This window comes from Candidatus Limnocylindrus sp. (assembly GCF_040397215.1).
Taxonomy (GTDB): domain Bacteria; phylum Chloroflexota; class Limnocylindria; order Limnocylindrales; family Limnocylindraceae; genus Limnocylindrus.
The window spans coordinates 42,064-55,965 of sequence record NZ_JBBAWK010000002.1; the positions used below are offsets into that span (position 1 = coordinate 42,064).

The 13,902-nt window shown below is 64.1% G+C and carries 12 protein-coding genes and 1 other RNA gene; all 13 read left to right on the plus strand.

Going from position 1 to position 13,902, the window contains the following annotated elements:
• Positions 1–8 precede the first annotated feature (8 nt).
• The 13 genes from rnpB (at position 9) to AC3LCN_RS01035 (ending at position 13,871) form a co-directional block, all read left to right on the plus strand.
• Positions 9–348: RNase P RNA component class A (rnpB, locus tag AC3LCN_RS00975), an RNA gene on the plus strand.
• A gap of 172 nt (positions 349–520) precedes the next feature.
• Positions 521–949: a division/cell wall cluster transcriptional repressor MraZ gene (gene mraZ / locus AC3LCN_RS00980; protein ID WP_488648224.1), complete on the plus strand. Its 429-nt coding sequence runs from the start codon at positions 521–523 to the stop codon at positions 947–949.
• Positions 949–1,908, plus strand: coding sequence for a 16S rRNA (cytosine(1402)-N(4))-methyltransferase RsmH (rsmH, locus tag AC3LCN_RS00985; protein WP_488648225.1), 960 nt, complete (start codon positions 949–951; stop codon positions 1,906–1,908). Before mraZ ends, rsmH begins: the two co-directional genes overlap by 1 nt.
• Before the next feature lie 35 nt (positions 1,909–1,943).
• A complete protein-coding gene (locus AC3LCN_RS00990; RefSeq protein ID WP_488648226.1) occupies positions 1,944–2,447 on the plus strand; it encodes a hypothetical protein in 504 nt (167 codons plus the stop codon).
• Positions 2,448–4,367 (plus strand): peptidoglycan D,D-transpeptidase FtsI family protein, encoded by a 1,920-nt coding sequence (locus tag AC3LCN_RS00995; protein WP_488648227.1) that lies wholly within the window; start codon positions 2,448–2,450, stop codon positions 4,365–4,367.
• Positions 4,367–5,851 (plus strand): UDP-N-acetylmuramoyl-tripeptide--D-alanyl-D-alanine ligase, encoded by a 1,485-nt coding sequence (locus AC3LCN_RS01000; RefSeq protein WP_488648228.1) that lies wholly within the window; start codon positions 4,367–4,369, stop codon positions 5,849–5,851. Before AC3LCN_RS00995 ends, AC3LCN_RS01000 begins: the two co-directional genes overlap by 1 nt.
• Positions 5,848–6,819 carry a phospho-N-acetylmuramoyl-pentapeptide-transferase gene (gene mraY / locus AC3LCN_RS01005; RefSeq protein ID WP_488648229.1) on the plus strand — a complete coding sequence of 324 codons (972 nt, stop codon included), beginning with the start codon at positions 5,848–5,850 and terminating at the stop codon, positions 6,817–6,819. Before AC3LCN_RS01000 ends, mraY begins: the two co-directional genes overlap by 4 nt.
• Positions 6,816–8,372, plus strand: a complete 1,557-nt coding sequence (gene murD / locus AC3LCN_RS01010; RefSeq protein WP_488648230.1) for a UDP-N-acetylmuramoyl-L-alanine--D-glutamate ligase — start codon at positions 6,816–6,818, stop codon at positions 8,370–8,372. The genes mraY and murD overlap by 4 nt, the downstream gene beginning before the upstream one ends.
• Complete coding sequence (locus tag AC3LCN_RS01015) at positions 8,369–9,694, plus strand: FtsW/RodA/SpoVE family cell cycle protein (protein ID WP_488648231.1); 1,326 nt, start codon at positions 8,369–8,371, stop codon at positions 9,692–9,694. Before murD ends, AC3LCN_RS01015 begins: the two co-directional genes overlap by 4 nt.
• On the plus strand, positions 9,600–10,703 hold the full coding sequence (locus AC3LCN_RS01020) for a UDP-N-acetylglucosamine--N-acetylmuramyl-(pentapeptide) pyrophosphoryl-undecaprenol N-acetylglucosamine transferase (RefSeq protein WP_488648232.1): 1,104 nt from the start codon (positions 9,600–9,602) through the stop codon (positions 10,701–10,703). The genes AC3LCN_RS01015 and AC3LCN_RS01020 overlap by 95 nt, the downstream gene beginning before the upstream one ends.
• The gene (murB, locus tag AC3LCN_RS01025) at positions 10,700–11,659 is read left to right on the plus strand and encodes a UDP-N-acetylmuramate dehydrogenase (RefSeq protein ID WP_488648233.1); all 960 of its coding nucleotides are present in this window, start codon (positions 10,700–10,702) and stop codon (positions 11,657–11,659) included. Before AC3LCN_RS01020 ends, murB begins: the two co-directional genes overlap by 4 nt.
• Positions 11,656–12,780 carry a D-alanine--D-alanine ligase family protein gene (locus AC3LCN_RS01030; RefSeq protein ID WP_488648234.1) on the plus strand — a complete coding sequence of 375 codons (1,125 nt, stop codon included), beginning with the start codon at positions 11,656–11,658 and terminating at the stop codon, positions 12,778–12,780. Before murB ends, AC3LCN_RS01030 begins: the two co-directional genes overlap by 4 nt.
• A complete protein-coding gene (locus AC3LCN_RS01035; protein ID WP_488648235.1) occupies positions 12,777–13,871 on the plus strand; it encodes a cell division protein FtsQ/DivIB in 1,095 nt (364 codons plus the stop codon). Before AC3LCN_RS01030 ends, AC3LCN_RS01035 begins: the two co-directional genes overlap by 4 nt.
• Positions 13,872–13,902: the final 31 nt, after the last annotated feature.

The following is a 13,902-nucleotide window of genomic DNA, read 5'->3' on the forward strand; positions in this document are numbered from 1 at the left end:
CGATCCGGCGAGATGGCCGGACGGCCGCGTCGCCCCTTCGGGGGCGTCGAGGAAAGTCCGGGCTCCGAGGTGTAAAGGCAGCGGGTAACGCCCGTCCGCCGTAAGGCGCGGACTAGTGCCACAGAGACGAGTCCACCGCAGAGCTTCGGCTCAGCGGTGGGGTGAAACGCGGCAAACTCTGCCTGGAGCAAGGTCGAATAGGGAGGCATTCCAGTCGCTTGCGGCTGGACCGGCGCACCGCCGGGACCTCCGGGTTGACCGCTAGAGCCCCCGAGCAATCGGGGGTCGAGATGGATGGCCGTCCCCCCGCAAGGGGGACAGAACCCGGCTTACAGGCCATCTCGCCGGACTCCTACCCGTGCTCGATTCGTGCTTGGCCGCCCTCAAACCCTCTCACGTCAGACCTGCCCATGGGCCCCCTTGACAGGGGCGAATGGTGGGGGCAAGATGTACTCAAGTGGTTCTAAGTGGGGGAAGGTGGGGTAACACCTCCCATTGGGCCGCGGCGGAGGGTGTACTGGTGTTTACCGGCGAATATCGTCATGCCATCGATGGGAAGGGACGCGTTGCCGTCCCCGCGCGCTTCCGAGCGCAGCTCGATGAGGGGGCCTTCGTCTCCCGTTGGCTCGACAACTGCCTCGCGATCTTCCCGCGCGCCGCGTGGGATGACCTCGCCGCTCGCGTCGCCGCCCTGCCAACCGGCAACGCCACCGCCCGTGAATTCGCCCGCTTCCTCTTCGGCAGCGCCTTTGAAGTAGAGCTCGACGCGCAGGGCCGCCTCCTCCTGCCTGCAACGTTGCGAACCTGGGGGCAGCTCGACGCTGAAGCGATGGTCGTTGGCGCACGCGATCACGCCGAAATCTGGACACCGAAGCGCTGGGATTCGTATCGCGGCGGCATGGAGTCTTCTGACGCTCTCGCCGCGCAACTCGAGGAGCTCGGCTTCTAATGGCAACGGGTGCGACCCTCCATCGCCCCGTCTTACTGACTGAACTGCGCGGCGCGCTGGCGGTGCGCCCAAACGGCACCTATGTCGACGCCAACCTCGGTGGTGGCGGACACGCCGAAGCGGTGCTTGAAGCCTCCGGGCCACGCGGACTCCTTCTCGGTATTGATGCGGATGGTGGCGCGATCGCGATGAGTCGGGTGCGACTCGCTCGCTTCGGCGACCGCCTCTCCACATTCCACGGGAGCAGCACACACCTCGCGCGTGCCGTTACCGATGCCGGCTTCAGCGAGGTTGACGGCGTCTACTTCGATCTCGGGCTCTCCTCCGATCAGCTCGTTGACCGCGAACGCGGATTCGGCATTCGCGCGGGTGGCCTCCTTGACCTGCGCTTCGACACACGCACCGGTGAATCGGCGGCTGAGCTGGTTGCACAGGCGAGCGCGGCCGAGCTTGAGCAAATCTTCCGCGACTATGGTGAAGAGCCTCACGCGGCGAAGATTTCGCGGGCCATCGTTGCAACGCGTGTGAGTGCGCCGATCACCACCGCAGAGGGACTCGCCGCACTCGTGGAGCAGAGTGTGCCAAAGCGCTACGGCCCACCATCACGGATTCATCCAGCGACGCGCGTCTTTCAGGCGCTGCGCATTGCGGTCAACGACGAACTCACCGCCCTCAGCACGGCGCTTGCCGCAGCGATCGCCGCACTTTGCGTCGGTGGGCGTATTGTTGTCCTTACGTATCACTCCCTTGAAGATCGCATTGTGAAGCAGGCGTTTGCTGCCGCGGCGCGCGTCTGCATCTGCCCGCCGCGTGTTCCCGTCTGCACTTGCGCAAGCCAGGCAACGCTGCGCCTCATTAACAAGCACCCCATCACCGCAAGTGAAGAGGAGATTGCTGCAAACCCACGAAGTCGCAGCGCTAAGCTTCGAGCGGCAGAGCGACTAGAGCGTGCAGCATGACCACGATCGGCCGCTCAATCCGGGGCGCACAGTTAGTGACACCACCGTATCAGCCACGAATCTCCGACAGCCGAGCCGCCGCTGCGGTGCGACAGCGTATCGCAATTCAAAACGCCTTCCGACCGATGAGCGCCGCCGTAGGAACTGGCTCAATTCGCGTCGGCACGCGGCCCGCCCCAGGAACGCCCGTAGCGCGTACGGCGGTGATCCCGGGTGCCGCTCCGCGTGGGCGCATCGGCGTCTCTTCATGGAACGCGGTGGAACGCCACGGTGGCCTCAGCGCCAAGCTCGGCTCGTGGCTCATGCCGACCGCCGTCCTCTTTGGCGCCTTCTTTTTTTTGACCATCCTATCAATCGAGATCGCGACGTCGAGCGCCAAGGTGACCACCCTGATCGATGAGCAGACGCGGCTCATGGAGGAGATTCGCGTCGGCGAGACAGATATGAGCCGACTCGGTCGTGAGCCAGCGGTACGCCGACGCGTGACCAGCCTCGGCGTTGTGCAACTAGCGGACCCACTTGTTGTGGAGGTCCGCTAGATGGCGCCCGATCCGCGGACCGTGCGAACCGACTCGCGCCTCCGTGCCAATTTCGTCACGCTCGTACTTATTCTGATTGCTACCGTCTGTGTCGCACGACTCGGCTATTGGCAGGTTGTTGCTCGCGATCGACTGCTTGATGCGGGTGCCGCCCAGTTGCGGACCACCGTCACAAACGAGCCCATTCGGGGCACCATCACGGACCGCACCGGTGCCGTCGTGCTGGCCACAACGGTGCTGCGCCACCGCATCCTCTCCCAAGGGGCGGCTCGCTCAGCGGCAGATCGGGCATCGACCGCTGACGCGCTGGCTACGGCACTCGCCTTGAGCCCGTCGAACGCCACAAAGGTGCGCGCCGTGCTTGAGTCTGGTCGTAAGTGGGCCGTGCTCCTCCCAGCGCTCGATGATGCTCAGACGGACATCGTGCGAGGGGAGATCGCAGCGGATCGCGTGCGCGGGGTAACCCTCGAAGAGGTTCGGGTTCGCCTCTATCCTCAGCCAGGCGGCGGTGTGGGTACGACGCTTGCGAGCCACATCCTCGGATTCGTCAATTCAGATGGGAGTGGTCAGTACGGCCTTGAGGAGTATTACAACGAGCAGCTCGCCGGTGCAGCGAGCGTCAGCACAACGGTACGCGGCACCGATGGTCAGCTAGTAACGACGCAGGTAACCACAGGTCGAACCCCATCAAACCTGCAGCTCTGCATTGACGCCACGTTGCAAACCCTGGTTGAGCAGGAGGTTGCGACGGCTGGGATCGCCGATGATGCCGAATCAGTAAGCGCGATCGTGATGAATCCGTATACAGGCGCGATCATCTCCTCAGCCTCATGGCCCTCCTACGATGCCAACAGCTTCGGCGTGACCGCCGCGCGCGACCCAAGCCGCTTCCTTAATCCAGCAACGACTAGTGTCTATGAGCCTGGATCGGTGATGAAGGCGATCACCTCTGTCGCTGCATTGGAGTCAGGCCTTTATACGCCGACGACCACCATTCAAGACGATGCGCTACTCACGCTCGACAATGGTGCGACCAAGGTGCGTAACTCTGACCACAAGTCAAAAGGCTCCATGACGCTCACCGCGGCGCTCGCTTGGAGCCGCAACATCATCTTTAGCAAGGTTGGCCTCTCACTCGGCAGCAACGCACGTGAGGCTGCTGCGCGTCTCTACGGCACGTGGCTGCGGTTTGGATTCGGTGGCAAGACCGGGATTGACGTTGTGGGAGAGAGCCAGGGCTTGGTGAACGATCCAGCCGATCGTCGATGGCGCGAGATTGATGTCGCAAATGCCTCGTTCGGACAGGGTGTTGGAACGACGCTCATGCAGCTTGCTGTTGCCTATTCGGCGCTCGTGAACGGCGGTGTGCTGGTGCGCCCACGTCTCGTGGAATCTGTAGACGGTGTCACCATCCCAATCACCGTTCGCGGAACGGCGACCACCCCTGATGTTTCGGCGCAGATGGTGCGCATGACGAGCCAAGTTACGAAGAGCGTGCCCTTCTACGCCAAGTTGACCCGCATGGATGGGTACGCCCACGGCGGGAAAACTGGAACCGCGCAGATCTGGCTGAAGGACGCCGACGGTGGTAAGGGTGCGTGGGACTTTGAGCATTACAACTTCACCTTCGTTGGTTGGGTCGGCAAGACTGCGCCGGAGTACGTCATCGCAATCTCCATTCGCCGAGGAACTCCGGTCACACAGCGACAAGGTGCGATCGTGAATCGCATCGAGTCCTTTGAGCTCTTTCGCCGAGTAGCGCAAGACCTCATCTCCGTGTACAACATTCCCCCCGCCGTTGCGGCTGCAGCTGGCGGCTTGACTCCCCCCACCCACCCCGGCGCGCCGGAACCCTCCGCTCCGGTTATGCCGGCGGTGGGTGGGGATCTACCAACCTTCCGCAGCGTGAGGCGTGGCTGATGGGTCTTTCAGCAGCAGCACGAACGGTTAGCGGGCCCCTCGCCACATCGGGCCACGAACTTGCCAGCATCCTGGGCGGCACGCTGATCGCTGATGGCACGCAGGCGATCCGCGGCTGCGCGGTCGATTCGCGCCTTGCCACTGCAGGTCAACTGTTCCTCGCCCTCCCGGGTGAACGAACGCACGGTCTCCACCATGCAAGTGAGGCGCTGCGCGCGGGCGCGACAGCCATTGTCCTTGAGGGGGGAGAGGCAACTTCAGAAAGTCGACAGATTTTGGCCGAGGTTGAGCTGGCGGTACGAGCGACGGGTGCTTCGCTGATCAGTGTCGAGGAGGGGCGTGTTGCCCTCAGCCGTGCGGCAACGGAGTGGCGCAACCGCTTCACGCTCGAGGTGATCGGAGTGACTGGCTCTGTGGGGAAGACCACGACAAAGCAGCTTATCGCCGCCGCCCTTGGGGGTGAGTCGGCCGGCTGCGCCGCCACCCCAGGGAACGCCAACAACGAGATCGGGCTGCCCATGTCGCTGCTCAATCTCCCCGACGGAACTGTGCGTTACGTCGCCGAGATGGGGATGTACGTCGAGGGTGATATCCGGGCGCTCTGCACCCTGGCGCGCCCCCGCATCGGTGTGGTGACCGCCATTGATGCCGTGCACGCCGAACGGGCAGGGGACCTTGATGCCATCGAGCGCGGCAAGGGTGAGCTCGTTGAGGCACTCCCCCCTGAGGGCTGGGCTGTACTCGCCGCCGACGACCTCCGTGTCGCTCGTCTCGCCACGCGAACATCGGCGCGTAGCGTTACGGCCGGCCACGCTGCGACCGCCGATGTTCGTATCGTTGATGCGGTACTCGATGAAGCGTCGGGCCACACCGCTGTCACGTTGCAGATCCGCACTGAATCGGTACGCGTTGATCTGCCGCTCTTTGGGCTTCACTTCGCCAAAGCGGCGGCGCTCGCTATCGCCGTTGCAGATCTCTGCGGGATCGCCCCAGGTGAGGCTGCGGCCCGTCTCGCCACCGTGCAGCTTCCATCTGGGCGCGCCACGGTACGGATGATGTCGGGCATTCGAGTGATTGATGATGCGTACAACGCTGCACCCACCAGCATGGCAGCGGCGCTGACAACGCTTGCAGCCTGCCGCCCACACCGCTTTGCGGCGCTGGGTGCCATGGGGGAGCTCGGGGCATATTCTGGCGACGCCCATAACGCCGTTGGACACGCCGCTGCAACGAGCGGGCTTGAACTGTTGATCGTGTTTGGAGCCGAGGCTGATGGCATTGCCGAAGGGGCGCGGGCGGGCGGTATGCCGATCGAGAAGATCATGCGCCTGAGTAGTGACGAAGCTGGCATTACCGCCGCCGTTGGACTCTTGGGCGACATGGCGGCGTCGGGCGACACTATCTTGGTAAAGGCATCGCGCTCGGTAGAGCTGGAGCGATTAATCGGTGGGCTCGCCACCCGCTGGATTGAGGAGGCGAAGTGATTGCCATTGTTCAGGCGCTCGTGCTCGCATTCGCCTGTGTCTTCGTGCTGATGCCGGCTTACCTTCGCATCTTGAAGTACGCAGGGTTTGGCAAACGCGTTCGACGAGAGTTTGGCCCTGAGTGGCACATCGTCAAAGAGGGGACACCGACGATGGGTGGGCTCCTGCTCACTGGAATTGTAATCGTGCTCGCGCTCCTCCTCGATGTAGTTGACGCCTCTACCTACGCCGTCCTTCTTGCACTGCTTGGAGTCACCCTTCTGGGCGCGTTTGATGATTGGCTGAATGCGCGCACCGGCGATGGCATCTCAGCGCGACAGAAGGTACTCTGGCAGACTGGGGTGGCAATCATCTCGGCCATCTATCTTCAGCAGCACTTCGCCTTCTCGTCACTCGTCGTGCCCTTTGTTGGCGAGGTACCGATCGCACCAATCCTGTGGATCGCCGTCGCCGTGGTTGCCATCGTCGCGACAAGCAACGGCGTGAACCTCACCGACGGCCTCGACGGGCTTTCTGGTGGAACCATGACCTTCGCATGGATCAGCTATATGGTGATCGCGCTCCTCAACGCTCCAGGACAGGTTAATCTTGCGATCGTCTGCGCACTGATCGCGGGCGCGCTGGTTGGCTTCCTCTGGTTCAATGTGCATCCAGCGAGCGTGATCATTGGTGATGCTGGCGCACTCGGATTCGGCGCCGCACTCGCAGTCACAGGGCTGGTGACCGGCCACGTGCTGCTCCTGCCGCTCATCGGCATCATCTTTGTGGTTGAGACCGGCTCAGTCATCCTGCAGGTGGCGAGCGTCAAGCTCACCGGCAAGCGCATCTTCTTGTTCACGCCGATCCACCACCACTTCGAGCGGCTCGGCTGGGCGGAGACGCAGATCACCTTCCGCTTCTGGATCATCGGTGCGATTGGTGGCATCCTCGGCATTGTCACCTTCCTTGCTACACGAGCGCAAGGATGAGTGGCGACGGCCTCACCCTGAACGATCTTGAGGCGCCAGCCATTGCGGCGGGGAGCCTGCGCGAGCGAAACGTGCTGATCCTTGGCGGCGGGCGCACTGGCCAAGCAGCTGCCGCATTTGCCGCTGGAGCGGGTGCGAGTGTGACGGTCCACGACACAGACACCATGGAACGAGTGGTCGGCGCTGCCGAGGCTTTCGCTGGCAGCGCAATTCGTACCTCGTTCGGCGATGCCGAGAACCTGGCGCCGCTGCTCGCCGAGGCGGATCTCGTTGTGCATAGCCCCGCGGTAACGCTCGGATTCCCTACGGTGCACCCCGCCATTGAGCGCGACCTTCGCGCCTTTGCAGCTGGGTCGATCCCGCTCGTCGGAGAGAGTGGCATTCGTGGTCCAGTGCTGATCAGTGAGCCGGAGTGGGCACTTCGCCTCTTGGGCAACCGTTGGCGTGTTGGCGTGACGGGGACGAAGGGGAAGAGCACCACCAGCAACCTGATCGCGACGATTCTGGCGCGAGACCCTTCACACCCGGTAGAACTCGGCGGAAACAACGGGAAGCCACTGATCGGACGCGCGGCAACACTCCCAGCGGATACACGTGTCGTGATCGAGCTGTCAGAGCTGCAGCTCCCATCGCTCCACTCGGCTGTTGATGTTGGTGTGTTCACGAACGTGACCGTTGATCACCTCGATCGGCATGGCAGCGTTGGTGCGTACCGCAGTGTCAAGCGACTCCTCGCAGATCGCATCGCTGATGACGGCGTCATGGTCGTTAACCTTGATGACCCAGTGGTCGCCGCGTATGGAGGAATCGGACGCGTTGAGATGGTCGGGTATCGCCTCAGCAGCCCAATCCCAGGCGGGGTCGGGATTGTTGGTGGCTGGATCGTTGCCGCTGGGGTTCTGCGCGCCCCGCAATTTGGTGGCGGCGTTGCTGCGACCGGTCCTGGTGGGCGCATCATGCCGGTCGGCGAGATTGCACTCCCCGGCGAACATAGCGTGAGCAATGTGCTCGCCGCCGTCAGCGTGGCACTCATTGCGGGGGTGGCACCAGACGCAATCCGGAGCGCAGTAGGATCGTTTACCGGCATTCCGCACCGACTCGAGACGGTTGCCGTGGTCAACGGCATTCGCTACGTGAACGATTCACAGGCGACGCAGCCAGACGCGGTTGCCGCTGCAGTTCGATCGTTCCCAAAGCCCCTGGTCCTCATTGCTGGCGGGCGAAGCAAGGGGCTCGACCTGACTGACCTGGCGCCGATTGTTGCCGAACGCTGCTCCGCCGTCGTGGTGATGGGTGAACTTGCCGATGAGCTCGAGGCCCTCTTCCGCAGTGCAGGCCTCCAGCGCATTGAGCGCGCGACGAGTGTGGAGAGCGCGGTAGAGGTGGGAACCGGCCTGGCGCACGAGATCGGCACCCCGAGCACAGATGGGATTTGCGCAACGCTGCTGCTGAGCCCGATCGGTTCAAGCTTTGATATGTATAACAACCCCTTCGGCGCACGTGGAGAGGCGTTCCGCTCCGCGGTCCTTGCGCAGGTTGAGGTCGCACCATGAGCCGACTCGTGCGACAGCCGGGCGTAATGTGCACCCCTGGAGCTCGCCCGGCTAACGGCGGGGCACCACAGCGAATCGGCTCTGCGCGCCAACGCATCGCGAGCGCGCTACGGATTGAACGTCCGGGCGAAGATATGGCGATCCTCTTCCCCGCAGTGGTCCTCGTGGGGATTGGGGTGTTGATGGTCTTCTCCGCCTCGGCGATGAATAGCCTGATCACCAATGACGATGCGTACGGTGCGGGTGGCAAGCAGTTCGTCTACGCAATCATCGGCTTTTGCTTTATGTATTTCTTCTCTGCTGCCGATTACCGTCGCTGGCGCTCATTCGCGCCACTCGCCATGATCATCTCGATTGTCCTCCTGATCGCTGTGATGATCCCTGGAGTTCCCACCGAGGCTGGCCTTCGACGCTCGCTTTCAGTCGGACCGATCAGCATCCACGTCGCTGAGGCGGCGAAGTTCTCCCTGATCATCTTCCTGGCTGATTTTCTCGCTCGGCGAGGTCACGAGGTCGGAAAGAAGTTCGAGATGATGCTCTCGCCACTCTTGGCGATCGCGCTCTCTGTCGGCTTGGTACTTGTCGAGCCAGATCTCGGCACCGCGTCGATTCTCGGCCTGGTCGGGTTCTCGCTGCTCTTTGTCGGGGGCGTCCCACTGCGCTGGGTGCTGGTGCCGGGGGTTGGGGCGGCAGCGTTCGCCATCGCCCTGATGTTCGCTAATGGATATCAGGCCGCCCGCCTCGGCGGGTTCAGCGACCCGTTCTCTGATCCAACCGGCACCACCTATCAGACGCTGCAAGGCTTGATCGCGATGGCAGTCGGCGGGCCACTCGGCTCGGGGCTCGGCTCTTCTCAGCAGCTGGGTGGGATCAATATTCCGTATGCCTGGAACGACTACATCTTTGCGGTGATTGGCGAGGAGGCTGGCCTGCTCGGCATGCTCATAGTGATCGCGGCCTTCTTGGCGATCGCCCTCCGCGGCCTGCGCACGGCACGTCGCGCCCCCGACACCTACGGCGCACTGCTGGCAACGGGCATCGTGGTCTGGATCTCTGGGCAGGCGTTCGTGAATATCGCGGTAGTGCTTGCCCTGCTCCCAGTGACCGGCGTGCCGCTCCCGCTGGTCTCCCAGGGTGGCTCTTCACTCATAGTGCTGATGGCAGCAATTGGGCTGCTCCTCTCGGTGTCGCGTGAGACGATGGATCCAAGCCAAGCAGGAGGTAGTGATGCGCGTGCTAATCGCGGGTGGCGGAACGGGGGGGCATCTCTTCCCCGCGTTCGCCGTAGCTCGTACGGTTCGCCAGCTCCACTCCGACGCTGAGATCAGCTGGCTCGGCGGCGCACGTGGCGTCGAGTCGCGCCTTGTTCCAGAGGCGGGATACCCGTTGACGCTCTTGGCCGCCCCAAGTCTGCGACCAAGCGGCGCCGGTCTGGTTGCGACCGCGCGTGATGCCGCCAAGCTGCTCTGGTCGATCCCACAAGCGATTCGCCTGATCCGTCGCGTGCGACCCGACGTGATCTTCTCGACTGGCGGCTACATCGCCATTCCTACGTTGATCGCCGCGTGGCTCACGCGCACGCCGAGCCTCCTCTGGGAGGGGAACGTGCAGGCAGGCCGATCGAACACTCTCGTAGCGCCGCTTGCCACGCATCGTGCCGTTGCCTGGAGAAAAACTGCGGAGCGCGCACCATGGAACGGCAGTGAGACAACGGTGACCGGCACGCCGACGCGCGAATTAACCATTGATCGCACGATAGCCCGAACCGCACGCGGGCTTACCGAGAGCGGTCAACTCCTCTTGGTGTTTGGCGGCTCGCAGCGCGTTCGTCGCTTTGAGACGGCCCTCGACGGTGCGCTATCAACGCTGCTCACCGGCTGGAGCGTCCTACATGTGGTTATGGATGGCCTCCCCGATGCGGAGCGCCGGCGAGCGAGCCTCCCTGCGGAGCTTCGTGGCCGCTACCTGCCCGTCGAATTCCTGGGCGGGGGAGAAATGGAGGCGGCACTCGTCTCCGCAGATTTGATGCTCGGACGCGCCGGTGCATCGAGCATTGCTGAGGCTGCCGCCACTGGGCTCCCTGCCATCATCGTTCCGTACCCATTTGCCGGCGGCCATCAACGCGCGAATGCAGAGGCCGCCGCAGCGGCTGGTGCTGTAACCCTCATCAACGATGAGGATTTGACCTCCGAACGCCTCCTCGCGGCGGTTGCCGACTATGCGACTCCAGCACAGCGCGCTGCAGCGGCGCGTGCCGCTACAACACTGGCGCACCCTGACGCCGCAGCGGTGATTGCACACAAACTGTTGCAGCTGGGCGGTCGGGGATGAGCGAGGTGCACACGCATCAGACGTGGGCCGATGCCGAGGTTGCCGCCCGAGAGCTGGAGCGTCGACTCAGCTTGAAGGTGCTGCGCAACGAGCCACTCGCCGAACACACCACGATGCGTGTCGGTGGCCCCGCCGACCTCATGGTCACCATTCGCGATCGCTTCGCCCTGCGCGGGCTGGTTCGCCTCGCTGCGTCACGCGGCTGGCCACTGCGCATCCTTGGGCGCGGGAGCAATGTGGTGGTGGGGGACGCTGGCATGCGTGGCATCGTTGCCCTCAATCGCAGCGCGGGGTACGACGTCGATCAGGCTGCGGGGACGATCTCCTTCGATTCAGGGGTCCCCATGGCGAAGGCGTCGACGATTGCCGCCGAGGCGGGGCTCACCGGGCTTGAGTTCGCCCTCGCCATCCCTGGGAACATCGGCGGTGCAATCTGGGCCAATGCAGGTGCGCACGGCGGCGAGATGGCCGCGATCACCTCCTCCATCACGCTCCTTCGCGCAGATGGTTCTGAAGCGGAGATCTCTATCGCTGACGCCGCGTTCAGCTACCGCGAGTCGAGATTCAAGCGTCCAGAGGGGAGCGGCGAAGTGATCCTGGGGGCGAGGGTCGCCCTGACACCAGGCGAGCCAGAGCTGATCAAGTCGCACCTCGAGGAGATCCGCCGCTGGCGTCGTGAGCATCAGCCGCTCGGCATCCCGAGCGCTGGCAGCGTCTTCCGCAATCCCCCAGGCGAGCTGAGCGCAGGCGCACTCATTGAGGCTGCGGGGATGAAGGGGGTGCGAGTTGGCGGTGCAGAGATCTCCGAGATGCACGCCAACTGGATCCTCAACCGCGGGGGAGCAACCGCAGCCGAGATCCGCGCGCTGCACGACACCTGCCGCGATACGGTTCATGCACAGTGCGGGATCACCCTCGCCACCGAGATCGCCTTCATCGGGGAATCCGCCGCATGAGTAGCCACAGTGAGCTCCCACCAGTCCTTGTGCTCTTCGGCGGGAGGAGTGCGGAGTCAGATATCTCCACGATCTCTGGAACCGCGATCGCCGCCGCGCTGCTCGATGCCGGCCTAACAGTCACCCAGGCACATATCGCACAAGATGGTTCGCTCCGCCCGCTCCCGGCGGGACATCGTCGCGGCGAACTCTCTGGTGGCGCATATACGGATCTCACCGCGCCAGCACTCCGTGGCACACAGCCAATGGCGCTCGCTACGTATCTTGAGAGCGTTACCGCATCGGCACCATCAACGATCGTTGTCCCTGCGCTGCATGGACCGGGCGATGAAGATGGCACGATCGCCGCAGCGGCTGCGGCGGCGGGGCTGAACTATGTCGGTGACACCCCCGCAGTCGCCGCCCTCGGCATGGACAAGCCGCGCTTCAAGGCGCTCGCGCGCGAAGGCGGAGTAGCGACGCTCCCTGAGCTCGTCATCGCCCAACGCGAATGGTCATCAGAACGGGAGCGCGTACTCCGCACCGTCGCTGCATTTGCAGAAGAGCACACATCGTCGGGGGCACTGATCGGTAAGCCTGTCGCACACGGGTCATCCATCGGCATGAAGATCGCGCCCACGTCAGCCGATTGGGCAGATGCGATTGACGAGGCGTTGTGCTTTGGCGATCGCGCGATGCTCGAGCCGTACCTTGAGCGTGCCCGCGAGCTAGAGATTGCTATTCTCGAGCGCACGAACGGATCGGTGCAGGCATTCGGCCCTGGCGAGGTGTTCCCCGGCCGTGAGTTTTACGATTACGACGCCAAGTATGCGCCAGGTGTCTCGCGCACCACGACGTCAAGCGACCTGCCACCGGCTCTGGCAGATGAGATGCGCGCCGCCGCCGTTGCGCTCTTCACCGCCGCCCATAGTCGTGGCCTCGCACGCATGGACTTCTTGATGGCGCGGAGCGGCGAACGCGCCGGCCACTGGTACCTCTCAGAGGTGAATACCTTCCCTGGCTTCACGCCGATCTCGCTCTTCCCCGCACTAGTAATGGCGGGTGGCTCGAGCTTTACGGAGTTGTGCGTTGAGCTTGTCGCTGCGGCGGCGGCGCGTCCTGCCTCGCGTAGCGCGCAATGAGCGATCGCAGATCATCGACAGGGGATCGCGGGCAGCATCGCGGTGCAGGCGCACGACCATTCGCTCCCGGTGAGGCGCCGCCCGGCCTACGCCCTGGGCTTGGCGGAAGCCGTCGGCGCGCTGGCGTGACGCCAGTCAGAGGCTCCGCGAATCGGCACCCGAACGAAGAGCCTGGCGCGACGTCGGGGCGAGGTCCAATTCTCACCCCAGGGGCAGCGGCTCGGCTGCGCCCGATTGCCCTCGGCGCACTCTTGGTGGCGGCGTTCCTCCTACCTCCGGTGGTTGCGCGCGCCAGCCTCACGACGGTCGGTCACATCTCAGTCGTCGGCGCCCTGCTCCTTGATCCCGAGGCGGTGATCGCGGCTGCAAACATCCCGATCGGCAGCAGCCTCCTTGGCGTGAACCTCCGCGCCGCAGAGGAGGCGGTGGCGGCGCTGCCGCTCGTCGCTGCTGTGCGGGTCAGCGCTGGGCTTCCTGATGGGATTCAGATTCGAGTGCGCGAGAAGTCGCTCCTGCTGCGCTGGCAGATTGGCGAACTGGCCTACGCCGTCACCGATAGCGGCGAACTCCTTGGGAGCATTGACACGCTCGATCTGGCGCCGACGGCGGCAGCCGAACTTGCGGCGGCCCCTCTTCTCTACGACGATCGCGTGCAAAGCTCACTCCTTACGGTTCGGCAACTCACGGCAACTGAGCTCGATGTGGCCACGCGCCTCGCCTCCCTGACGCCGGCGGACCTTGGCACTGGTGCCACCACCCTGACCCTCCGCCTCATCAGCGATTTCGGCTTCGTGGTGGAGGCCGTCGGGCCATCAATTGAGTGGCATGCAGTCTTCGGCATCTACTCCGCCACCATTCGCCCAACCAGCATGATCCCGGGCCAGGTTCGACTGTTGCGCAGCCTGCTCGCCGGACGGGAGACGCGGATCGGTTGGGTGATCCTCGCCGACGACCAGGCTGGTACCTACACAGCGAAGGGTGTGCGACCGCCGCCACCATCCGTGGGTCCAAGTCCCAGCCCTAGCACTAGCCCCAGCTCGACCCCCCCTGATCCATCGCCAAGCCCCGCAGCCCCCACGGTGAGCCCGTGATGGTGCAGATATGGCGTGGCGTTCGGGTGAG